Consider the following 21,209-nt stretch of genomic DNA (forward strand, 5'->3'; position numbering starts at 1 on the left):
CTTTTTACGTTTTTTAGGCGATGAGGAGTCCTGCTTATCCCTTGTCTTAACCTTGACGCCAGGATGTTAAATCTTGGCGCTGGAATCAAGCTGAGGTTGAATTTGACTAACCGAGTCAGCCGCAGGAAGCATAGATTCTAAGGGAGCAAGGTCTTGCGTCGCTACTGTGTTATGCACCGATGCTTGCAGCATTGGCGTGCGGATAATTGAATTATTCGCCAGGGTAAACAACGGGTTAGACAAAATCCCTGCCAAGGATGTCACCACTAACGACACCACTAAAGTCACTTGCAAAGGACGCATTCCCGATATATTCCAGCGAATTTCTGGATAATTCTTCACGGCGTCAGACATTTCTTGGGGTTCTTTTACCACCATCATCTTGACGACACGGATGTAGTAGTAAATCGAGACGACGCTCGTGAGCAACCCTAGTAAGACTAAGCCGTAAACACCCGCCTGCCAACCTGCCCAGAACAGGTAGATTTTTCCGAAGAAGCCAGCCAAGGGCGGAATCCCTCCCAAGGACAGCAGACAAATACTCAAGCACAAGGTCAGAAGCGGGTCTTTTTGATACAGCCCCGCGTATTCGCTAATTTGATCCGTACCCGTTCGCAGGGTGAACAGAATCACGCAGGCGAAGCCTCCCAAGTTCATGAACAGGTAAACCAGCATATAAAACACCATGCTGGCATAACCTTCTTCGGTGCCGGTAATCAAACCGATCATGACGAATCCAGCTTGGGCAATGGAAGAGTAAGCCAGCAGACGTTTCATGCTGGTTTGGGTAAGAGCAACGACGTTACCCAGTATCATGCTCAAGACTGCAAGGGCGGTGAAGACAAAATGCCACTCTTGAGTGACGAGGGGGAAAGCTGTCACCATTAGGCGGATGGCGAGGGCAAATCCAGCGGCTTTTGAACCGACGGAGAGGAAGGCTACAACAGGTGTTGGCGAACCTTCGTAAACGTCGGGTGTCCATTGGTGGAAGGGAACGGCGGCAATTTTGAAGCCAATCCCGGCGATCGCAAAGACTAATGCAATCAGCAGTCCTAAGGATAAGTCAGCGTTCGCGCTGGAAATGCCAGTAGCGATCGCGCTCAACTTCGTTTCTCCTCCCGATAGTCCGTACAGCAGCGAGACACCGTAGAGGAAAATTGCTGTACTCGAAGCGCCAATCAGCAGGTATTTTAACGCTGCTTCATTGGAACGGGGGTCGCGCTTCATGTATCCCGTCATCAGGTAGGACGAGATACTGAGGGTTTCTAAGGCGACAAAAATCGTCACCAACTCATCTGCACCACACAGAATCATTCCCCCAATGGTGGCGCTGAGCATAATCCCAATAAATTCTGCCAGGGAGGTGCCGCTTTGCTCTACGTAGCGGATCGACATCAAAATGGTGACGGCGGTAGACAAGGCAACGATGCCGCGAAAGACGACGCTCATGGCATCGCCGTTGAAGCTACCCAAGAAGCCGATGGTGTTCGTGTTCCCCCATTGATAGTACAAGGCGACGATAGAGGCGAGTAGACCCGCGATCGCGATATAGGGGGTGAAGCGCGAGGACGACCGTCCGATAATCAAGTCAACGACGAGAACTGCCAAAAGGGTGACAATTAAAATCCCCTCAGGCCAGATTGTCCCAACATTCAACTGGGCTGCAAGTTCAGCAAAACTCATGAGATATATAGTTTTGGGTATTTAGGCAGAGAGACTGAGACTCTTAATATTATTTAATTTTATGGCGTTCGGGGTTGCTTGGATTATTGATGAGGGCGATCGCTTTTGGCGTCATGAACCCCAAAGACGCTAAGAACAAGGAAAAAAGGCAGGAAAGAGGCGAACTGACTTGTCAGCGCAACGCGCGATCGCGCTGTCGCTAAAATCTCAGTATGGCGATCGCGTGTCTTCGATTCTGTAACGATGACGCCATTGATTTTTTCGAGATTCTGCAAGGGCAAAAACCGATGGTACAGTCTTCTTGGGCTACTGTAACTGATGAAGAATTGATGCTCATCAGTTCTAAAAATCCAGATTTACAATTTGAGCGGAACGCTGACGGGTCATTGGTAATTATGCCGCCAACTGGAGGAATTTCTGGGAATCGAGAGGCGAAAGCAGTGGCTTATCTGCTGAATTGGGTGGAAACTCACGATTTAGGAGATGTTTTTGGTCCCAGTACGGGGTTCAAGTTAGCGAATACAGCGATTAAATCGCCGGATGCTGCTTTTGTTGCTAAAGGACGCTTGGCAGAAGATTGGGATCGGCAAGAAGATAGGTTTTTAAATTTGGCTCCCGATTTTGTTATCGAAATTCGTTCTAAATCTGATAGTTTAGAAACGCTCCAGGCCAAGATGCGCGAGTATATCGATAACGGAGTACGTTTGGGATGGTTGTTTGACCGTCAAAATCAGCAAGCTTGGGTGTATCGTCCAGATGGCTCAGTTACCCAATATCCCGCTACAGCGGTTTTGAGTGGTGAGGATGTGGTGCCTGGATTTACGTTACCTGTGCGGAGTTTGCTGTAAGCGCGATCGCGTTTGGAGAAATGAACCCCTAAGGAGCAAAACCCACATTTTGTAGAGAAGCGATTTCTCGCATCTGGAGAGGGTTTTAGGTTTGTACAGAAAATTCTTCAGGATCGATTCCCCAATTCACCCAGCCAATCGCTTCACGCGCCGATTTCATATTAGGCGGAACGCGCAAGGCATGAATGTGTCCGGTACTGGGGCAAGTCATTTTTAATAAATATATTGGCTCTACATCGAGCTTATTATCTATTTTTAATAAGGTATATTATTGCCAAAAATCTAATATAGTTGCTTGCAATTCCTGGCAAATACGGCTGTAGCCAATTACCTGTATTAATACTCGTCGCAGTTCCGCATTATCTTCTTTTAAAAGCCATTGAGGTTGCCACTGACTTGGGTGTAATTTGCCGTATTCTTCTGGTAAGGTTACGCCGTGATAGGAGTAAAAATTATATCCATCAGCAAATTGGATTGCCGGTTCTCCTTCGGCATGGAGGCGATTTTGGCTATCGAAAGAGATTTTTATAGGGCGTTCGCTGACTATATTTTGTGTATCAAAGTAGCGCCAAGTCCATCCTGCAAACTGCTGTAACTGCCAATAGGCTTGTCTTTGGGTGTCTCGATCAATGCCATTCAAGGCAGCAATAGACTTAACCGTTTCCCTCGCTGATTCAAATTGAGAAGTTACAACTAAAATATCAATCTTTTCTGTAATGGGGCAGGTTTTCTGTAACAAATTAACCGGATAATTCAATAAATTAAGTTGGAGTAAAGTATATTCCTCCCAAGAATCTAATTCTGTAGCTCGTAAGTCTTGTAAAAATCCACTAGCATCCTTGATTATTACTTGCTTGGATTCCGAATAAGTCTCTTCTAAAAACGATTCGGTTCTCATAGAGAATTGGATGGGACCTTCCACGCGATCGCGTCCGTTGGATTTAGCCTTATCTGTCTCAAGCTCGGCTACTTTAATTAATTCCTGCCAGTTTAATTCAGGCTCTGGAAAGCAAACTGCTACTCCCGCAGAGACAGTGCAACGATGAATGTAGTAATTCGGATCTACGTATAGTAGCTTAGCTCCTTCCCTAAGTTGCTCGGCTAGTCGCCTACAATCTTCTAGGGAAGTTTCTGGCAAAATTACTGCAAATTCATCACCTCCTTTGCGGCAGGCTATCGCTGAGTTAGGAATATTTCTTTGTAAGAAGCTCCCCAATTCTTGCAGGAAGAAATTGCCTATTGAGAAACCAACCAAATTGTTGTACCTTTGAAACCAACCGATATTTAGCAGAATTAGACCTAATAATTGCTGACTTCTTTCTCGACACCCCTGCCACTGCAAGAATGCAAACATATAACGCTGATTAAATAAACCTGTGAGCGGGTCGCGAAATATTTGGTTAAATTGCAAATCATCAATCAGGAGCTGGTTCATTTATTCGGTGTAGGCTGCTTTTACCACTTCTGCGGTTTTTTGACGGTCGATTGGTTCGGTGGAAAGCGCGATCGCTCTCCACTTCTGGCGATAAACTGGAATCAGCGCTTCTTGTGGCGTAAGTTTATCAATCTTAATCTGCGACATATCGCCATCCTTGAGGCTCGTATTCCCGCTGAATTCGCACCATCCAGCTGCCTTGGGGAATAGAAATCGCGTTATGCTCCTCGTGGGTTAAAGTTGCCGTCTCTGAGAAGACGCGCAGATAAAGCGTGCCATCTTTTTCGTACAGTTCTGCTTGTCCGTCGCTGATGCGGTGCTTGTGTCCCGTCACTTCACCTTCGGCTAAAGTCAGGTGAGATAGCTTTTGTCCCTCGGCTTGCTGTGCGGGGAGTAAAATCACATCGCCTTGTCGAATGGGTTGCATCGGTTCTCCTCCAAATGCTGCTAAGCTGTTTCAGCCTGATGTTGGCATCCATTCTGGCACAACTCAAATACTTAGGGAGGTCGCCATTGCAATCCTCCATAAGTTAAACATTGAGATAGCTTTAAATTAAGTCTGGCGCGAACAGCTCTCTTGCGAGCGGCTCTAAAAAAGCGAGTTATCTTTGGGAGAGCGAATCGTCCCTGGATGGGATTGACCGCCATTCTTGGAACCGGCTCTCGTCAAGCTTGGTACGCCAGAATCGAGACTTCACTCGTCGGTTTTCCGCATAAAATCCTCTCAATCGCTCTTGACATCTGACATAAAGTATTTAAATTAACTGTTCAGCCCATCTGCTATTTCTCCAAGCTCCCATGTCAACCCTCGTTATCGTCGAATCTCCCACCAAAGCACGCACCATCAGTAAATTCTTGCCTTCCAGCTACCGGGTCGAGGCGTCGATGGGTCATGTACGCGACCTGCCCCAATCCAGCAAAGAAATTCCCGAAGCCTACAAAGGGGAAAAATGGGCGCAGCTGGGAGTAAATGTGGATGCGGACTTTGAACCCTTGTATGTCGTCCCCAACGACAAAAAGAAGATTGTCACCGCCCTGAAAAATGCCCTGAAAGAGGCAGATGAATTGGTGTTGGCAACTGACGAAGACCGAGAAGGCGAAAGCATTAGCTGGCATCTGCTCCAGCTATTGAAGCCAAAGGTTCCCATCAAGCGAATGGTCTTCCACGAAATCACCAAAGAAGCCATCCGCGACGCTCTCAAGAACTGCCGAAATATCGACGAGCAGGTGGTTCGCGCTCAGGAGACGCGGCGGATATTAGACCGGCTGGTGGGATATACCCTGTCGCCGCTGTTGTGGAAGAAAATTTCCTATGGCTTATCGGCAGGACGGGTGCAGTCGGTAGCAGTGCGGCTTTTAGTAAATCGAGAGCGCCAACGCCGAGCCTTCCGCCAAGGCAGCTACTGGGATCTCAAGGCAAGTTTAAACAAAGACAAGACACCCTTTGAAGCGCGACTTGTCGCTCTCAAGGGGACGAGAATTGCCACTGGCAGCGATTTTGATGAAGCCACGGGACAAATTATTGCCGGACGGAATGTGATTCTGCTCTCGGAAGCGGAAGCGAGAAGTTTAGAGGCGCGACTGGCAGATAAAACCTGGACGGTGGCTGACTTAGAAGAGCGTCCGGTTACTCGCAAACCTTTACCGCCGTTTACCACTTCGACGCTCCAACAGGAGGCGAATCGGAAACTACATTTATCTGCCCGCGACACGATGCGAACTGCCCAGAGCTTGTACGAGCAGGGGTATATTACCTATATGCGGACAGATTCGGTGCATTTGTCGCAACAAGCGATCGCTGCCGCTCGCAGTTGTGTCGAGCAAATGTACGGCAAGCAATACCTCAGCCCCGAACCCCGCCAATACACGACGAAAAGCAAGGGCGCTCAAGAAGCTCACGAAGCCATTCGCCCCGCCGGTAGCAGCTTCCGCACTCCCCAGGAAACCGGCTTAAGCGGTCGGGAATTCGCTCTGTATGACCTAATTTGGAAGCGCACTGTCGCCACCCAAATGGCAGAATCTCGCCAAACTCAAATTACCGTGCAGTTGCAAGTCGAAGATGCCGGTTTTCGGGCTAGCGGCAAACGGATTGACTTTCACGGCTTTTTACGCGCCTACGTGGAAGGATCGGACGATCCCCATGCGGCACTAGAAGACATGGAAGTGATTTTACCAACTCTCAAAAAAGGCGATCGCCCGACCTGCAAAAAGCTAGAATCCATCGGTCACGAAACTCAGCCACCAGCAAGATACACGGAAGCTTCCCTCGTTAAGACCCTGGAAAGCGAAGGCATCGGGCGTCCCAGCACCTACGCTAGCATCATCGGCACGATTATCGAGAAAGGCTATGCCCAAATGAATGGCAACGCCCTCGTTCCTACCTTCACCGCCTTTGCCGTTACCAGTCTGCTAGAACAACACTTTCCCGATTTGGTCGATCCCAGCTTCACCTCCAAGATGGAGCAAACCCTAGATGAAATTTCCACTGGGGAAGCCAAATGGCTGCCATACCTGAAAAAGTTCTATCTCGGAGAAATGGGTCTGGCAACCCAAGTCAAGGAAAGGGAAAAGGGGATTGATGCCGCATCTGCCCGTACTATCGAATTGGACGATCTCGGTGGGGCGAAAGTCCGGATTGGTCAATATGGGCCGTACATTGAAGCTGAAAATGACTCTGGGCCAGTAAAAGCCTCGTTGCCTAAGGATCTGACCCCCTCAGACATCCACGCTGAGCTAATTGAGACGCTGCTACAGCAGAAAACAGAAGGTCCCGATAAAGTCGGCTTGCATCCGGAAACCGGCGAACCGATTTACGTGCTGATTGGCACTTACGGCCCCTACGTCCAACTGGGTGATGCCACTGAGGAGAACAAAAAACCCAAACGCGCCTCTCTTCCCAAGGGGGTCACGATTGAGGACGTGACGCTGGATATGGCAGTTGGCTTGCTATCTCTGCCGCGGACTTTGGGCATTCACCCAGAAACTAACGGCAAAGTCCAGGCAGGATTGGGACGCTTTGGCCCTTACGTCGTCCACGACCAAGGCAAGGAAGGCAAAGAATATCGCTCCCTGAAAGCCAGTGACGATGTATTGACAATTGACATCGAACGTGCAATTGAGCTGCTAGCTGAACCGAAAAAGGGACGCGGCGGGACTCGCAGCAAGTCTAAGGCACCGTTACGAGAACTGGGGACTCACCCGACTGATGGGGAACCCGTGAATATCTACGATGGCCCTTATGGCCCTTACATCAAGCATGGGAAGACGAATGCTTCTGTGCCAGAAGGGGAATCTGTGGAAGGGTTGACGATGGAAAAAGCGCTGGAAGCATTGGCAGCGAAGGCAGGTTCCACAACAAAATCTAGTCGCAAATCAACTACTAAGAGTGGAACATCTACCAAAAAGACCACAACTGGGAAGACAACCGCTAAAAAGACGACAGCAACCACTAGCACTAAGAAAAAATCTTAGTTGCTTTCCAGTGGCGGGAAGCGATCGCACTTCAATTTCGAGAAAAGAGCGATCGCTTCCCTTCAAAGAGTGTTAGACAAAATGCGATCGCTCTTATCGTTGCAGAAAAGAGGAGATGCGTGAAGCGTGAGCTATCCCGTAGGAAATCGCCCACACTATAATTACTGGCATCTGTGGAAAGCTGGAGTCGTTCCCATGTCGTTACAAGAACTCAAAGAGCAAGCTTTTAATTTATCTGTGAGCGATCGCCTTGCACTGGTCAATGCTATTATCCAATCTCTGCAAGACACTCTCAACCCACAACCAAACCGAAAAACCCTGATTAACCAGATGCGAGGATTGCTGAAGACCGAGCAGTCACCACTAACTGATGCTCAAATTCAGGCAATCTTGGAAGAACGTCGGGTGGAGAAGTATCTCCAGTGAGAGTCCTGATCGATACTAATGTTGTTTTAGATGATTTACTGGAGCGAGAGCCGTTTTTGCAAGATGCAGAAGCATTGTTTCAGGCGATCGGTTCTGAGCAGGTTGTTGGTTATGTTACTGCAACAACACTAAGTGACATCTTCTACATTGCTAGAAGACAAACTCAGAGCGTTGAACGGGCAAGGCAGGTAATCTCTATTACACTGGCAGTTATGGAAATTTGCCCCGTCGATCGTGCTGTCTTAGAGGTAGCTTTAACATCTGGTCTAAGAGATTTTGAAGATGCTGTACAGGTTGCTTGTGCGAGCGCTCAAAGTTTAGATGCAATTGTTACCCGTGATACACAGGATTTTTCTAATGCAACCGTACCCGTGTTATCTGTTAGTCAGCTATTGGAACAGTTGAAATAGTTCTGTACTTTAACACTAATGCGATCGCTTCCCTTCAAAGAGTGTTAGACAAACAGCGATCGCTCTTATCGTTGCTCAAGAGAGGAGATGCGTGAAGTGTTAGCTATCCCGCAGGGAATCGCTATCTGCCAACAGTTAATTCTCAGGTAGGAAGATGCCAGTTGCTTTCAATCCACAGTGCCCGTGCTTCAACTACGTGACATCCTCCTACACCGAATCGAAGATTACGGTGTAGGCTTCCTTACCTCGCGATAACGCTTTCCTGGTTATTTCCTAAATCATCGAAACGATTAAGAAGCCATAGTTATTAATAAAATCTGACATTTACTATTTCCTCATTCCCCCATTTTCCCAGCTTCTCTGCTTTTTTGTCGCACGGGAATTTCAATGATAAAGTGCGCTCCTTCTCCGGGAGCAGAAATACATTTTAATTGACCGTTATGTTTTTCTACCACAAGCTGATAGCTAATAGATAATCCTAATCCCGTGCCTTTTCCTACTGGTTTCGTGGTAAAAAACGGGTCAAATATCCGCTGTTGTATTTCTTGGTTCATCCCTGATCCATTATCGGCGATCGCTACCACTACCCAATCTGATCCATTAATGGAAGTGCGAATAAAAATTTGTTTTTTTTCATTACCTGTTGCTTCTGATAAAGCATCAATACTATTATTGATAATATTCATAAACGCTTGATTCAACTGCCCAGCATAACACTCAATTTTGGGTAAGTTTCCATAAGCTTTAATAATTTCAATACTGGGAGAATCTCTCTCCCCATTCAATCGATGTTTTAAAATTAATAAAGTGCTATCAATACCTTCGTGAATATCAACTTTTTTAAGTTCTGACTCGTCGTGACGGGCAAAGTTCCGCAAACTAAGGACAATCTGACGGATGCGTTCGCTGCCAACTTTCATAGAAGCGAGCATCTTGGGTAAATCATCAGCCAGAAATTCCCACTCCATCTCTTCAGTCTGTTCGACAATTTCACGAACGGGATTCGGATAGTGTTGCTGATAGAGATGAACCAGGCTGAGTAAGTCTTGGGTGTAGTCATTGACATAAAGAAGATTGCCGTGAATGAAATTAACAGGATTGTTGATTTCATGAGCAACTCCCGCAACCAGTTGACCTAAGCTAGACATTTTCTCGGCGTGAATCAGTTGTGCTTGGGTTTGTTTTAGCTTGTCTAAAGCTTGTTTTAGTTCTTCATTTTGGCGCAGTGTTTCTGTATTCTTCTGAACTTCTTCAGCCATTCGATCGAAAGCGATTGAAATCTGACTCAGTTCATCAGAGCCTTTTAAATTAGCACGTACTTCTAAATTTCCTTGCGCTAAGCTGTTACTAGCTGCAACCAGTTTGCCTACTCGCAAGTTCAAGGTTTTGTAAAAGAAGAACCAGAGAATGCTACAAAGCACGGCAAGAGCAACACTGTAGGTTAGCGATCGCTCTAAAGCATCGTTGTATGCCTGAGCTTTTAGCGACGAAAGGTCATACTCCAACAACAACACAGCTACCCTCGACGGTAGGATTTCTCCAGGCGAAGCTCCCAAAAGCACTGGATAAATTGCCCTGAGGGTTTGTCTATCGTCCGAGAAAATTACCTGCTTTGACTGAGTTTGCTGGACTTCTTTGATCGCTGATAAGCTGGAGGCTGCTAGAGTGTTGCTGATTAAGCGATTTTGCAAGTCAAAACGAGTTGACAAGAGTACTCGCTCATTTTCATCACAAAGCAAAGCTAACCGCAGATTAGGAGCGGGAGCAATCTGAGCGATCGCTAAATGGGCACCCTTACCTTGAGCCGTTCTGTACAAGTACTCTAGTAACGTTGCTGTTTGACTTGCAGAAAATTCAGCCTGCTGTCTGATAATCGTTTCGGTACGGGAGAAGGACTGAGAGACTTCCCGTTGAAACGAAACCAAACCTAACACACTGCCGAACACTAACAGAATCCCTGGAATCGAAAACCGCAGAGGAAAGGGGAAGCGATGCATAGGTAGACTTTTTGCAAAAATAGTTTTGCCTGGAGGCATGAACCACAGATTAACCCAGATAAACACAGATGAATCTGATATTAACTGTAGGCATCTGTAGTTTTTTCATAAAGGTATGTTGAGTGTTGCAATCGGTCTACGCTTTAGGGCTTGACATCTCTAACCAGTCTGTCATCGAGCAGAGGGTTAAGGTCTACGTCTTGTTTCAGTATGTTATTTTCAACCAAGAATTGGGATAACCGTTGGGTTCCCTTGAGCAACACAGAATTGGTTTTTCCCAAGAGTTTCTGGTTTTCCTCAAGGGTGACGAGCTGAAGCCCCTTGAGGGATGATAAGAATTGTTCGGGTGTGATTCCTTGTCGCCGTGCCATTCGACGAGCGGCATCTTCGGGATTTTTCTCAATATAATCGAGAGCGCGGAACCAACCCTGGATTAACACCTGCAATTGAGTAGCATGCGTCGTCAACAACGACTCACTGCCAATTAGCACATCGACTACTTCACCAGGAATCTGGCTGCTGTCAAAGAGTAACTTGGCTCCGGCGTTGAGTATATTGGAGCGGTATGGCTCAAAGGTGACAATGGCATCAACGCGACCTTGTTTGAACGCCTCCTCCTGGTCGGATAGCTCCACAGAGACAATCTTGACATCTTTGAGTGACAGACCGACTTGTTCTAAGCCACGGCTCAGGACAAATGGTGCCAGCATTGACCTGTCAAAGCCAACCCTGCGCCCTTTTAAACTTTGCAGATTCGCGATCGCTGGTTTAGCTACAATGGCGTCTGCACCATTAGAGATATCCATAATTAGCCAAGCACGGACATCTGGATGAGTCGGCGCTAATGGCAAAAACCCAGTCATCGGTGTGGCGCTCATTTCTACTTCACCGTTCCGGTAAGCTCTGTTTGGGTCGAAGTTGGGATACTCCACTAATTGAATCGGGGTTTTACCGTAGTATCCCAGTTCGCGAGCCAGAAATAGAGGTTCATACCCAGGCCAAACATTCGTACCAATCCGTAAGGGTTTCAGGGGTGCTGGGACACAACTGATTAGAATGAAGCTTGAGAGGGCGATCGCCACAATTAACAACTTCACAGGCAAGGTGAAACCTCTCATCTTTAGTCCTCTGAGCGCAGTCCTAATAGAAAGCTTTTTTTACCTGAGTATTATCGAATACTTTTCAGGACTAGACTTTTGTGAGGCGCGATCGCCCCAGTAATCCTTGTTGTCGAACCAGAAGCATGATGAACAAGATAGCCCTGCTCGGAGCCGTAAATCAAGCCTTTGTGCTGCAATCGGGCGATCGCTCCTTGCAGACTGCCCCCTCTCGACAAGTAATGCTTGTAAACGATCGCTGTTATTATATCCACCAGCCCGAAACTGCGATCGCGTCCCTTCAAAGAGGGTTATTTTATCGCCTACCCTCTTTCCACTCTTCCCCACCTGGTAGCTGAACTAAATTCTCATCAATGATTGCTGGTAAAGTTTTTGCCGAATGTTCATACGTTAAATCGAGCAATCTCTGAGCCGTCATTATTAAATCTGTTCTATCCACCGACGCTGCAAGTTGGCAAGGATGATAAAAATAATCCATAGCTTCTATATTTGCCGGACGAAGTGCTGCCTCAATTGCCTCTTCTAGAAAAGGCTTCCATTCATCTTGCTCGATGTAGTAAGACGTTTTATTCTCTTTGAGATTTAATGTTTGAATTTGCTGGAGAGAATCTGAAATTAAAGCTGCCCAGGAATCAGTTAAACACTGGTCAACTTGGTTTTGAATCAAGTGAGTCAGCATTGTGACCAGACACGCTTCGATATTACAAAGGATCGCTTGTTTACTCATGACTCATCCCCTCCAGCTCATGCACAATTGCCAAAGCATCTGCATAGGGTCCTTCTAAGATGCGAGTTCTTAGGTCGATTAGTTCTTGAGTTATAAATGCTACCTTCACAGATAGGCGCTGATAGGCTGAATATAGCATTCAGTCACCTGACATCTTGACTACCCCCTTAAGCGATCGCTCTCATTTTTCGGTCTACTAAATTTGGTATCAACTGAGGCGTTGGCGAAGCCACAATGCAAACAGAGGTAGAGCTAATCGATAGCCTTGTTCGGAGCCATAAATCAAGCCTTTGTGCTGCAATCCCGCGATCGCACCTTGAAGACTCCCCCCTCTAGACAGGCAATGCTTGTGAATGTAATCTCGACTTTGCGGCTTGTCAGTGGGGTCTAAGGCCAGAGACTCCAACAGATGCGTCTGGTTAGCTGGAAGCAGCATCAGTAATGACTCGAAGACCATCGATAGGTCGGCTAGCAGTTCTTGGATTGCCTGCTGGACGTGCCAATCGCGAATTAGCCCGTCAGAAACTCGTACCGACTTGAGGCGTCGCACCAGTGCCGAAGCATCGCCTAAGTGTCCCTGCACCGCATTGACAAACAGTTCCAGCGCTTGCGATCGCGGATCGAATGTCAACCCTTCGCCATGCAAAACTTCCTGAACCCAAGCAGCAACAACATCATTAGCTAAGGGAGCCAGCTTCACGATTTCCAAATGATTTCCCGGTTCATCAGCATGAAGACTGATTTCTGCAATCGTTGCCACCAGTACATAACTCACCTGAGTCTGTCGCTCGATTTCTTTCCGCAAAAATGTTTCCCACACCCCATTGCGATCCCAAGAGCGGATATGGGGAAAGCTTTCCAAAATCAGCACCACCCGTCCGCCCGAAGATTCGGCTAACCCTTGCAGGAGATCGAGTAATACCTCAAATGCGCTCCATTGCTGCTGTTGATCTTCTACCCGAACGGGTTTCAGCCGCTCTCTACCATTCCCTTCGTCTTGCAGGACAAATAATTCAGCGGCCTTGCGTTCAATCCACTCTCGCATGAAAACTTGAGCAGTAGCACTTTGAAACGTCTGGTCTATACTCTCGCACAGCAATTGCACGAAGCGCTGACCATCAGTAACCCGGATGCAGTCAACCTCCACGATTTTAACTCCAACTTCCTGAGCTGCCCGCCGTACCAGAGTCCGCCGTCCGCTTCCCGGCACTCCAGCAATTAGCAGGTCGCCATCACGGGCTAAAACTTGGGTAATTCGCTGGAATTGCGCTTGCCGCCCGATCAATTGAAACGGTGCTGATAAATCCACAAGATTCAAGGCTTTAGCGTCCCGCTCCCAAGTGTAGAAACCTTCCGGCGGTACGCCTTGACTCGTTGGCAAGCCGCCAACTGTATCGGTGGACGAGCCAGGGCTGAGGTTAACCATTGATTTGCCAATCGATTCTGTCATCCGGCTATTGCTGCGTGTTTTATCCTACCCGTTCTCAAGCTCAAACCAACAAGTTAGTGTGGCATGAGTCTATAGTTTACCCTGGCACTTTTCAATAGTGTTAATGTTCTTTGGCACTATTGAAAAGTGCTATATATGTTCTAGCACCATTTGACAGGCATTTACTCATAGGCAATTCCCGTGTTAGAAGCATTCGTCTTCGCAACAATATTCTGCGGATTTTTCGGCATCATCCTGAAAAAGAACCTGGTTATGAAGATCATTTCTATGGATGTCATGAGTACGGGGGTTATCGCCTATTACGTACTGGTTGCATCGCGAGATGGTTTATTCACACCCATTATTTCAAACGGCACAAATGTCGATTACTCTGATCCGGTTCCCCAGGCGGTGATATTGACGGGGATTGTGATCGGCTTTTCAATTCAGTGCGTAATGCTGGTCGGTGTCATGAAGCTGGCACGGGATAATCCCACCCTGGAAACCAACGAGATCGAGAAGAGCAATATGCCATGAATACCATTACCATCGCATGGATTGCACTACCGTTTTTTTTGGGGTTCACCATTTATCTGCTCCCCAAACTTGACCGATACCTCGCACTGTTCACGGCATTTGTTTCGGCTGGATATGCGTTGCAGCTATTTGTCGAAAAGTCGCCACTGACACTAGAGTTACTAGATCATTTCGGCGTCACATTAATCGTCGATCAGTTAAGTGGCTACTTTATATTGACCAATGCGCTAGTAACAGCCGCAGTCATCCTCTACAGTTGGCACAGCGATAAAACAGCTTTTTTCTATGCACAAGCCATCATTTTGCATGGCAGCATCAATGCCGCATTTGCCTGTGCGGACTTTATCAGTTTATACGTGGCGTTAGAGGTGAGCGGGATTGCTGCGTTTCTCTTGATTGCTTATCCCCGCAGCGATCGCTCGATTTGGGTAGCCTTGCGCTATCTGTTTATCAGCAACACGGCGATGCTGTTTTATCTGGTGGGTGCGGTGCTTGCCTATCAGACAAATCATTCGTTTAGTTTTGCAAGTTTGCGCGGCGCACCGCCGGAGGCGCTTGCCCTAATCTTTCTGGGACTCTTGGTTAAGGGGGGAATCTTTGTATCGGGATTGTGGTTGCCATTGACCCACTCGGAATCAGAGACGCCAGTATCGGCGATGCTGTCGGGAGTTGTGGTCAAAGCTGGAGTCTATCCGCTAGTGCGTTGTGCGCTGATGTTGGAGGAGATTGATCCGATAGTCAGGATCTTCGGAGTGGGGACAGCGCTTCTGGGAGTAGGCTATGCCGTCTTTGAAAAAGATACCAAGCGGATGCTGGCATTCCACACAATTTCACAGTTAGGCTTTATCCTCGCTGCCCCAGCCGTAGGTGGCTTTTATGCACTGACCCACGGCTTGGTCAAATCGGCACTCTTCCTGATCGCCGGTGCTTTACCGAGCCGCAACTTCAAGGAGCTGCAACACAAGCCCATCAATACAACGGTCTGGATTGCTCTGGTCATCGCTAGCTTCTCAATCTCAGGCTTTCCCTTGTTGTCTGGCTTTGGGGCAAAGGTGTTGACGACGAAAAATTTACTGCCCTGGCAAGCGATCGCTATGAATGTTGCAGCTTTGGGAACAGCAATCTCGTTTGCCAAATTCATATTCTTGCCGCATAAAGCGGACGGCGAGGACGTAGTAAAGCCCGGTTTCTGGTCGGCGACGATCCTGCTGCTCGGTGGCTTGTTTGTGGCAAACGTTGTCTATTACGAAGCTTATAGCCTTGAGAATATCGTAAAACCCCTCGCAACCATCGGCGTTGGCTGGTTGGCGTATCTTTTGATTTTTAAACGATCCGTACTCAAGCTGCCCCGTGTTGTGGAGCAATTTGAGCATCTGATCGGTGGAATGAGCCTAATGTTGCTCCTGCTCTTCTGGATGGTAATGGCATGATTGGACATCTGAATCTGATATTGCGACTGGCCATCTGGTTTTTGCTCACCGCCAATCTGAGTGTGGCAAATATCATCATCGGCGTCAGCATCGCACTCCTATTACCGGGACGCCCTAAAACCCCGGAAGCATTAAACGATTGGCTGCGGGCGCTATGGGAAACCCTCGTGGCGATTCCGCAGGCATACATGGAAGCCTTTGAAATGATCGTCCGTCCCCATACTTACGAAGATGTGACGATGGAACGAGTCAAACCCGGACGGACATCCGGACTCATCTTCCTAGATATATTTCTAATCACCTTTACGCCCAAGACCATTGTCTTGAAGTACCACGAAAATGGCTGGTACGAAGTTCACTGGGTACGACGGAGGAAAAAGGCATGAACTTGGCACTGAACTGGGCACTGATTGCAATGATTCTGGCTCTGCTCATACCCATGTACGAGGCTTGGCAAGATGACGATATTTGGCAAAAAATGTTGGCATTTGCCAGTATTGCAACCAAAACATCAATCATGATCCTGGTTGTATCCGTCTTACGGGATGATTGGATGCTCGGTGTTACAGGGGTAATCATCCTGAGTGTAGGTAATGCCGGATTAATGTTGTTGGCACAAGTCCTTAAACGAATCAATGAACTATGATCAACGCGCTTAGTTATACCTGCATAGGTATAGGAATTTTCTTCTGGTTTTGGGGAACCTTTCCCCTAATCGGCCACCGATCAGTATTATTCAAGCTGCATACTCTTTCGGTTGCCGATACGCTAGGGAGCATGATCATCATCGTCGGACTGCTTCTGAAGATACCTAGCGAATGGCCGCTGCTGATCCTTGGCATTATCACTTTGGCAATCTGGAATACAGTGCTGGGGTATGTGTTGGCATACTGTTCCAGCAGTGGAGGTAGCCATGAATGATAGCTATATCTATGTCATAACCGCGCTGCTGCCGTTGTCCGCGTTGATGCTGTTACTTCAGTCCAATCCTTACCATGCCCTGGTAATCCAAGGAATACTGGGAGCGGTAGCAGCATTGGTATTTGCGGTTTTGGGGGCGGCGGATGTGGCTTTGACCCAAGCCTTGATGGGTACTCTGCTGGCGATTACTCTCTATGCGATCGCGGTGCGTTCATCGCTGGTGATGCGTCTTGGTGTACTCGAAGATGGGGCGATAAATACAGATGACGAGTCCCATTTTGGGCAACTAATGGATGACTTACGAACAATTTTTGGCAAACACTATCTGCGTCTTGAGCTAGTCCCGTACACGAATACACAGGCTTTACACCGGGCGTTGATGGACAAGGAAGTCCATGCAACCTGCGCTATACGAGACTACGATAATCAAGACCTCGTAGCGAGTGAGGACGAACAGCAACTCTATCACACCATAACTAGGGTTCAACGCCTCTATGACATCATGCGAACCGAACTTTCGTCACCGGCGACAAGCCTAACCTATGTAAATGCACTGGATTCAGGGGGGGAACATAAATGAAATGGGTCTACATTGCAGCGGGAATAGCGCTATTCGTCAAATTCCTGGTCATGCCCAATCCGGCACCGGACTTATCGCTCTCGATTGTCCAAACGCTTGTACAAGAGAGTGGAGTACCTAATGCAGTTACGGCTGTCATTCTCAGGAACCGGCTGTATGACACGATCTTTGAGGTGGTGGTATTTACGATCGCGGTAATGGGTGCAAAGTTTCTGCTGGCTGATGAAAGACCGTTCTGCACGATCTATCAGTTCACCGATCAACCATCGATTGTTATGGCGCGTCTGGGAGCAACTATTGCCGCGTTGGTGGGTATCGAACTGGCGATTCGGGGGCATCTGAGTCCGGGGGGTGGTTTTGCTGCCGGCGTTGCGGGTGGAACGGCGATCGGCCTTGTTGCAATTACCTCATCATCGGAGTGGATGCAGGGGATCTACAAGCGCTGGCACGCTGCTATATGGGAGAAGGTTTCGGTTCTTATTTTCATTGTCCTGTCGGTGATCACTCTAGCCGGCTTAGAATTACCGCACGGAGAATTAGGCACACTTTTCAGCGGCGGAGTTATTCCCCTGCTCAACATCCTAGTCGCCGTAAAAGTCGCGTTGGGTTCTTGGGCAGCTATTTTGGTGTTTATTCATTATCGGGGATTGTTGTAAGAGATTATGCAGCTACTTAAAGAGTGGAACAATCCAAGCAGCAGTTAGGCTCATCAACACGAGAATCTCTAAAACTTTGAGAGGAAAGGACAGTTTCAACCACTCTTTAGCAAAAGTCGGTTGCCAACCAGACCACCATTGAAGAATATTTTCTCGCCACAAAGTGGGACTATCTTTAGGGCGGAACTGGTAACTTAATATTGACAAGAGAAGGGGAATTCCTCCTACCTTGGCACTCATTAAGAGATGCAAGGCGATACAGACAACCATCACTACCCATGAAATGAGGTGAGCATAATACCAACCATGATTAAGCTCTCCCCTTGGTAACCAATTTTCATCCATCATCTTGCCAGAGAAAACGGCAAAAGTCAGTGCCAAGATAGCAAGGGTGTTAATGACTCGATGCAGCGTGTACCACCATATAGGTTTACCCAACTGTCCAAGTTTTGCCACAGAATCTTGCTGGATAAGTCTTTTTTGCCCACGATGGAATGCATATAGAGCAAACAGAGGGAATACAAGTAAGGCATATAGCCCAAAGGTGCCATGAATTCCTTCTATTTCCTTTAATTCAGGCAAGGGAATTCTTCCCCATCGCCCGTCGTAGACATCGTATGTCCAATATGCGGTCAAAATCGCGGCAATTACGAAAAGACCAGTAAAGCCATGCAGAATACGAAGAAGAAGAGGTTGGTATGGCCCAGAGAGTTTTGCAGGCATATTCAGAAAGTTACTGAAATCTTCCCTACATCTTCCACTGATTAAATTGTCTCACCCTGCGATCGCCCTAGGTAAAAAGGCATAACCTATGAATTTAGATAGCGGTTGACAGATGCTTGGCAGAATGTTAGTAGCGCAATCGCGATAGTGGCAATCGCCTATTCTCAGCGATAAGCGATGGGTTGCTTGCTCTAATCTATGGAAAGGCTAAGAAATTTCAATGAAAAATCGACTGTTTTATTGATTAGAAAGCGAGTATTCGTATTTACACTAGCGTATAGTAAAAAACATTAAAGAATTTAATCAGCTAAAAGTTTTGAGTCTCTGAGGACATGCAGGCAGATATTTATTTAAATCTGCTTGGTTCTACTATTGCTGATTCCATTAAAAAGGCAAAATTTTTGTCTTGCGATCGCTCAATCGTTCAAATCCAGGACTGTCCTACTATTCTGTCTGTCACTGTTCCATGTCAATTACCAATCGTATTAGTTTTAACAATGTGCGAGGCGATATCTTCGGAGGTGTCACGGCTGCCATTGTATCGTTACCCCTTGCCCTAGCTTTCGGGGTTGCCTCCGGGGTCGGACCAATCGGTGGTCTGTATGGTGCTGTTTTCGTCGGCTTCTTTGCGGCGTTATTTGGCGGTACTCCCACGCTGATTTCTGAACCAACTGGACCGATGACCGTGGTGATGACTGCGATTGTGGCAGGACTCACAGCCAGCAATCCAGACAATGGTTTGGCGATGGCATTTACCGTTTAGTTCGTTCTCTCTTTAACTCTTTAAAGTTCCTTTAGTTCATTTATTGCAATACTCCTCATCCGAGGAGGCATAAGGAGGTATTCGTGGATTTTTTGTCCTTGTTTTTAATGGACTTCGTTAAGCAGTTGCAGTCCCCAACACTTGGGTTTTTGATTGGTGGTATGGTCATTGCCGCCCTTGGTAGCGAATTGGTAATTCCAGAGGCGATTAATCAGATCATCGTCTTTATGCTGCTCATGAAAATCGGTCTGACCGGTGGTCAGGCGATCCGCAATTCCAACCTAACGGAGATGGTGTTACCCGCAGCGTTTGCTGTAGCAGTAGGGATTCTTGTTGTATTCATCGCACGCTATACATTGGCCAAGCTGCCGAAGGTCAACACCGTGGATGCGATTGCGACCGGGGGATTGTTTGGTGCTGTGAGTGGCTCTACCATGGCTGCCGCCCTGACGCTCCTGGAAGAACAAAAAATGCCATACGAGGCATGGGCTGCCGCACTCTATCCCTTCATGGATATCCCAGCGCTCGTAACGGCGATTGTGGTGGCCAACATTTATCTCAACCACAAGAAGAAGCGTAGTGCAGCAGGCGAGTCTCTCAGCAAGCAGGAGTATCTCAGCAAGCAGACCGTTGCAGCAGGCGATTATCCCGATCAGCAGGATTATCCCAGGAGCCGGCAAGAGTATCTCAGAAAGCAGCAGTCTGCGGATAATCGGGTCAAAATATGGCCGATCGTGAAGGAAAGCCTCCAGGGTCCTGCCCTATCGGCAATGTTGCTCGGCATTGCTCTTGGCCTGTTCACCCAGCCGGAAAGTGTCTATAAAAGCTTCTACGACCCCCTCTTCCGCGGCTTGCTTTCGATCTTGATGCTGGTCATGGGTATGGAGGCTTGGTCAAGACTTGGCGAACTGCGCAAGGTAGCCCAGTGGTACGTCGTGTATAGCGTTGTGGCACCGCTGGTGCATGGGTTCATCGCCTTCGGTCTCGGCATGATTGCCCACTACGCCACGGGATTCAGCCTGGGCGGTGTTGTGATCCTGGCCGTCATCGCCGCCTCCAGTTCAGACATCTCAGGTCCGCCCACGTTGCGAGCCGGGATTCCGTCGGCCAATCCCTCCGCCTACATCGGCGCATCCACAGCCATCGGTACACCCATTGCGATTGGCTTGGCAATACCGCTCTTCCTCGGACTCGCCCAGGCGATAGGCGGGACAGGCGGCAGCTAATCCCAGACGGGTCGCGGTCTGTCGGCGCTCCCTTGACCCGGTAGACCAAGCGACTCAATATATAAGATCAATTACGGTAAGGAGGTAACCAACATGGCAAAGCCAGCCAAAAAGCTCGTCATCGTCACGGAAAAGATTCTGCTGAAAAAGATCGCCGATATCATCGAAGAAGCCGGGGCAACCGGTTATACGGTTCTGGAAACCGGCGGTAAAGGCAGTCGCAACGTGCGCTCGTCGGGACAACCTAGCGTTTCTGACACCAATGCGAATATAAAATTCGAGGTGCTCACCCCCGATCGGGATATGGCCGAGAATATTGCGGATCAGGTCGCAATAAAGTTTTTCCTCGATTTTGCGGGCATGATCTATATCTGTGACGCGGAGGTACTGTACGGGCACAGTTTCTGTGGACCAGACGGCTGTTGAATCGAGACGACGTAGACACAAAAAGCCGGGTCATGACCCCGGCGTTTTGGGCGCTGCCAGACTGACTGAACCGATTCCGATGGCAGTGTTAGCGGGGATTGCTCTGAAGGTAGGGATAGATATTCTCGACTGGAGCTTCTTGAAGCGATCGCACGATCGCACAAAGTATCCCTCAAGGGTTCCCCGATCGTGTATGGGGTGTTGCTCTTGACGGTGTTTGTGGATCTAATCGTGGCAGTGGGTGTGGGTGTGTTTATTGCCAATATCCTCACCATTGAACGGTTGAGCAATAGACCTCTTGCAAAAGTCGTCGCTGGGGTAATATGAGGTCTGAAATTATGCGCTCGCTCACCTGTCTTCTACGCTCACCCCTGGTAATTCATAAGTAAAGCTAATGAAATAC

22 protein-coding genes and 5 pseudogenes are annotated in these 21,209 nt (G+C 47.9%); 15 read left to right on the top strand and 12 right to left on the bottom strand.

Annotated features, from left to right (window positions below):
- Positions 1-66: 66 nt before the first annotated feature.
- Positions 67-1,683, bottom strand: a complete 1,617-nt coding sequence (locus NC996_RS24825) for an NAD(P)H-quinone oxidoreductase subunit N (protein WP_190412947.1) — start codon at positions 1,681-1,683, stop codon at positions 67-69.
- An 83-nt stretch (positions 1,684-1,766) separates the two neighbouring features.
- Positions 1,767-1,958, bottom strand: a complete 192-nt coding sequence (locus NC996_RS24830) for a hypothetical protein (RefSeq protein ID WP_190435167.1) — start codon at positions 1,956-1,958, stop codon at positions 1,767-1,769.
- Positions 1,959-1,970: 12 nt separating this feature from the next.
- Between NC996_RS24830 and NC996_RS24835 the strand changes: the two genes are divergently transcribed.
- Positions 1,971-2,531: a Uma2 family endonuclease gene (locus NC996_RS24835; RefSeq protein ID WP_190435164.1), complete on the top strand. Its 561-nt coding sequence runs from the start codon at positions 1,971-1,973 to the stop codon at positions 2,529-2,531.
- An 85-nt stretch (positions 2,532-2,616) separates the two neighbouring features.
- On the opposite strand, the pseudogene NC996_RS24840 reads toward NC996_RS24835, so the two are convergent.
- The 4 genes and pseudogenes from NC996_RS24840 to NC996_RS24855 all read right to left on the bottom strand — a co-directional run.
- A pseudogene (locus NC996_RS24840) lies at positions 2,617-3,183 on the bottom strand (DUF6745 domain-containing protein); the annotation flags it as partial.
- A 276-nt stretch (positions 3,184-3,459) separates the two neighbouring features.
- A pseudogene (locus tag NC996_RS24845) lies at positions 3,460-3,966 on the bottom strand (diguanylate cyclase); the annotation flags it as partial.
- The gene (locus tag NC996_RS24850; RefSeq protein ID WP_190682135.1) at positions 3,967-4,113 is read right to left on the bottom strand and encodes a hypothetical protein; all 147 of its coding nucleotides are present in this window, start codon (positions 4,111-4,113) and stop codon (positions 3,967-3,969) included.
- A complete protein-coding gene (locus tag NC996_RS24855; RefSeq protein WP_190682092.1) occupies positions 4,100-4,393 on the bottom strand; it encodes a hypothetical protein in 294 nt (97 codons plus the stop codon). The genes NC996_RS24850 and NC996_RS24855 overlap by 14 nt, the downstream gene beginning before the upstream one ends.
- Before the next feature lie 371 nt (positions 4,394-4,764).
- Here NC996_RS24855 and topA point away from each other — a divergent pair, with 371 nt between their 5' ends.
- From topA to NC996_RS24870, 3 genes are all read left to right on the top strand, one after another.
- Complete coding sequence (gene topA / locus NC996_RS24860) at positions 4,765-7,437, top strand: type I DNA topoisomerase (RefSeq protein WP_190682095.1); 2,673 nt, start codon at positions 4,765-4,767, stop codon at positions 7,435-7,437.
- A gap of 195 nt (positions 7,438-7,632) precedes the next feature.
- The gene (locus NC996_RS24865; protein WP_190427668.1) at positions 7,633-7,863 is read left to right on the top strand and encodes a hypothetical protein; all 231 of its coding nucleotides are present in this window, start codon (positions 7,633-7,635) and stop codon (positions 7,861-7,863) included.
- Positions 7,860-8,273: a PIN domain-containing protein gene (locus NC996_RS24870; protein ID WP_190682098.1), complete on the top strand. Its 414-nt coding sequence runs from the start codon at positions 7,860-7,862 to the stop codon at positions 8,271-8,273. Before NC996_RS24865 ends, NC996_RS24870 begins: the two co-directional genes overlap by 4 nt.
- 335 nt (positions 8,274-8,608) lie before the next feature.
- Here the strand turns inward: NC996_RS24870 and NC996_RS24875 are convergent, their stop codons facing one another.
- The 5 genes and pseudogenes from NC996_RS24875 to NC996_RS24895 all read right to left on the bottom strand — a co-directional run bounded on the left by NC996_RS24875 (position 8,609) and on the right by NC996_RS24895 (position 13,433).
- Positions 8,609-10,270 (bottom strand): ATP-binding protein, encoded by a 1,662-nt coding sequence (locus tag NC996_RS24875; protein ID WP_242037435.1) that lies wholly within the window; start codon positions 10,268-10,270, stop codon positions 8,609-8,611.
- 143 nt (positions 10,271-10,413) lie between these two features.
- Positions 10,414-11,388, bottom strand: a complete 975-nt coding sequence (locus tag NC996_RS24880) for an ABC transporter substrate-binding protein (protein ID WP_190682101.1) — start codon at positions 11,386-11,388, stop codon at positions 10,414-10,416.
- Between the two features lie 50 nt (positions 11,389-11,438).
- A complete protein-coding gene (locus tag NC996_RS24885; protein ID WP_190682138.1) occupies positions 11,439-11,642 on the bottom strand; it encodes a hypothetical protein in 204 nt (67 codons plus the stop codon).
- 41 nt (positions 11,643-11,683) lie between these two features.
- A pseudogene (locus NC996_RS24890) lies at positions 11,684-12,209 on the bottom strand (hypothetical protein).
- 114 nt (positions 12,210-12,323) lie between these two features.
- Positions 12,324-13,433 carry an AAA family ATPase gene (locus NC996_RS24895; RefSeq protein ID WP_190682131.1) on the bottom strand — a complete coding sequence of 370 codons (1,110 nt, stop codon included), beginning with the start codon at positions 13,431-13,433 and terminating at the stop codon, positions 12,324-12,326.
- A gap of 312 nt (positions 13,434-13,745) precedes the next feature.
- Here NC996_RS24895 and NC996_RS24900 point away from each other — a divergent pair, with 312 nt between their 5' ends.
- The 7 genes from NC996_RS24900 to NC996_RS24930 are packed head-to-tail and all read left to right on the top strand — an operon-like array spanning position 13,746 to position 17,668.
- Positions 13,746-14,081: an NADH-quinone oxidoreductase subunit K gene (locus NC996_RS24900; RefSeq protein ID WP_190682104.1), complete on the top strand. Its 336-nt coding sequence runs from the start codon at positions 13,746-13,748 to the stop codon at positions 14,079-14,081.
- Entirely contained in the window at positions 14,078-15,511 is a 1,434-nt protein-coding gene (locus NC996_RS24905) for a cation:proton antiporter (protein WP_190682107.1), read from the top strand. Before NC996_RS24900 ends, NC996_RS24905 begins: the two co-directional genes overlap by 4 nt.
- Positions 15,508-15,897 carry a Na+/H+ antiporter subunit E gene (locus NC996_RS24910; RefSeq protein ID WP_190682110.1) on the top strand — a complete coding sequence of 130 codons (390 nt, stop codon included), beginning with the start codon at positions 15,508-15,510 and terminating at the stop codon, positions 15,895-15,897. Before NC996_RS24905 ends, NC996_RS24910 begins: the two co-directional genes overlap by 4 nt.
- An 8-nt stretch (positions 15,898-15,905) precedes the next feature.
- Positions 15,906-16,157 carry a hypothetical protein gene (locus NC996_RS24915; protein WP_190634714.1) on the top strand — a complete coding sequence of 84 codons (252 nt, stop codon included), beginning with the start codon at positions 15,906-15,908 and terminating at the stop codon, positions 16,155-16,157.
- Positions 16,154-16,432, top strand: a complete 279-nt coding sequence (locus tag NC996_RS24920; protein WP_190634698.1) for a monovalent cation/H(+) antiporter subunit G — start codon at positions 16,154-16,156, stop codon at positions 16,430-16,432. Before NC996_RS24915 ends, NC996_RS24920 begins: the two co-directional genes overlap by 4 nt.
- Positions 16,425-17,012: a DUF4040 domain-containing protein gene (locus NC996_RS24925; RefSeq protein WP_190682113.1), complete on the top strand. Its 588-nt coding sequence runs from the start codon at positions 16,425-16,427 to the stop codon at positions 17,010-17,012. Before NC996_RS24920 ends, NC996_RS24925 begins: the two co-directional genes overlap by 8 nt.
- Positions 17,009-17,668, top strand: a complete 660-nt coding sequence (locus NC996_RS24930) for a Na(+)/H(+) antiporter subunit B (protein WP_190682116.1) — start codon at positions 17,009-17,011, stop codon at positions 17,666-17,668. Before NC996_RS24925 ends, NC996_RS24930 begins: the two co-directional genes overlap by 4 nt.
- 12 nt (positions 17,669-17,680) lie before the next feature.
- On the opposite strand, the gene NC996_RS24935 is transcribed toward NC996_RS24930, so the two are convergent.
- Positions 17,681-18,391: a cytochrome b/b6 domain-containing protein gene (locus NC996_RS24935; protein ID WP_190682119.1), complete on the bottom strand. Its 711-nt coding sequence runs from the start codon at positions 18,389-18,391 to the stop codon at positions 17,681-17,683.
- A gap of 466 nt (positions 18,392-18,857) precedes the next feature.
- Here NC996_RS24935 and NC996_RS24940 point away from each other — a divergent pair.
- From NC996_RS24940 to NC996_RS24955, 4 genes and pseudogenes are all read left to right on the top strand, one after another.
- Positions 18,858-19,151: pseudogene (locus NC996_RS24940) on the top strand (SulP family inorganic anion transporter); the annotation flags it as partial.
- Between the two features lie 86 nt (positions 19,152-19,237).
- On the top strand, positions 19,238-20,380 hold the full coding sequence (locus tag NC996_RS24945; protein ID WP_190682122.1) for a sodium-dependent bicarbonate transport family permease: 1,143 nt from the start codon (positions 19,238-19,240) through the stop codon (positions 20,378-20,380).
- Between the two features lie 93 nt (positions 20,381-20,473).
- Positions 20,474-20,806 carry a hypothetical protein gene (locus NC996_RS24950; protein ID WP_190423542.1) on the top strand — a complete coding sequence of 111 codons (333 nt, stop codon included), beginning with the start codon at positions 20,474-20,476 and terminating at the stop codon, positions 20,804-20,806.
- A 43-nt stretch (positions 20,807-20,849) separates the two neighbouring features.
- Positions 20,850-21,094 (top strand): annotated as a pseudogene (locus tag NC996_RS24955) (sodium-independent anion transporter); the annotation flags it as partial.
- Positions 21,095-21,209: the final 115 nt, after the last annotated feature.

Origin of the sequence: Trichocoleus sp. ST-U2, from assembly GCF_039961875.1 — a bacterium.
Classification (GTDB): Bacteria; Cyanobacteriota; Cyanobacteriia; order Cyanobacteriales; family FACHB-T130; genus FACHB-T130.

Bases quoted from the DNA above. Each gene is read 5' to 3' on its own strand.
- NC996_RS24825 (WP_190412947.1), bottom strand. From the start codon at position 1,683: ATGAGTTTTGCTGAACTTGCAGCCCAGTTGAATGTTGGGACAATCTGG.
- NC996_RS24835 (WP_190435164.1), top strand. From the start codon at position 1,971: ATGGTACAGTCTTCTTGGGCTACTGTAACTGATGAAGAATTGATGCTC.
- NC996_RS24850 (WP_190682135.1), bottom strand. From the start codon at position 4,113: ATGTCGCAGATTAAGATTGATAAACTTACGCCACAAGAAGCGCTGATT.
- NC996_RS24855 (WP_190682092.1), bottom strand. From the start codon at position 4,393: ATGCAACCCATTCGACAAGGCGATGTGATTTTACTCCCCGCACAGCAA.
- topA (WP_190682095.1), top strand. From the start codon at position 4,765: ATGTCAACCCTCGTTATCGTCGAATCTCCCACCAAAGCACGCACCATC.
- NC996_RS24865 (WP_190427668.1), top strand. From the start codon at position 7,633: ATGTCGTTACAAGAACTCAAAGAGCAAGCTTTTAATTTATCTGTGAGC.
- NC996_RS24875 (WP_242037435.1), bottom strand. From the start codon at position 10,270: ATGCATCGCTTCCCCTTTCCTCTGCGGTTTTCGATTCCAGGGATTCTG.
- NC996_RS24880 (WP_190682101.1), bottom strand. From the start codon at position 11,388: ATGAGAGGTTTCACCTTGCCTGTGAAGTTGTTAATTGTGGCGATCGCC.
- NC996_RS24905 (WP_190682107.1), top strand. From the start codon at position 14,078: ATGAATACCATTACCATCGCATGGATTGCACTACCGTTTTTTTTGGGG.
- NC996_RS24910 (WP_190682110.1), top strand. From the start codon at position 15,508: ATGATTGGACATCTGAATCTGATATTGCGACTGGCCATCTGGTTTTTG.
- NC996_RS24920 (WP_190634698.1), top strand. From the start codon at position 16,154: ATGATCAACGCGCTTAGTTATACCTGCATAGGTATAGGAATTTTCTTC.
- NC996_RS24925 (WP_190682113.1), top strand. From the start codon at position 16,425: ATGAATGATAGCTATATCTATGTCATAACCGCGCTGCTGCCGTTGTCC.
- NC996_RS24930 (WP_190682116.1), top strand. From the start codon at position 17,009: ATGAAATGGGTCTACATTGCAGCGGGAATAGCGCTATTCGTCAAATTC.
- NC996_RS24935 (WP_190682119.1), bottom strand. From the start codon at position 18,391: ATGCCTGCAAAACTCTCTGGGCCATACCAACCTCTTCTTCTTCGTATT.
- NC996_RS24950 (WP_190423542.1), top strand. From the start codon at position 20,474: ATGGCAAAGCCAGCCAAAAAGCTCGTCATCGTCACGGAAAAGATTCTG.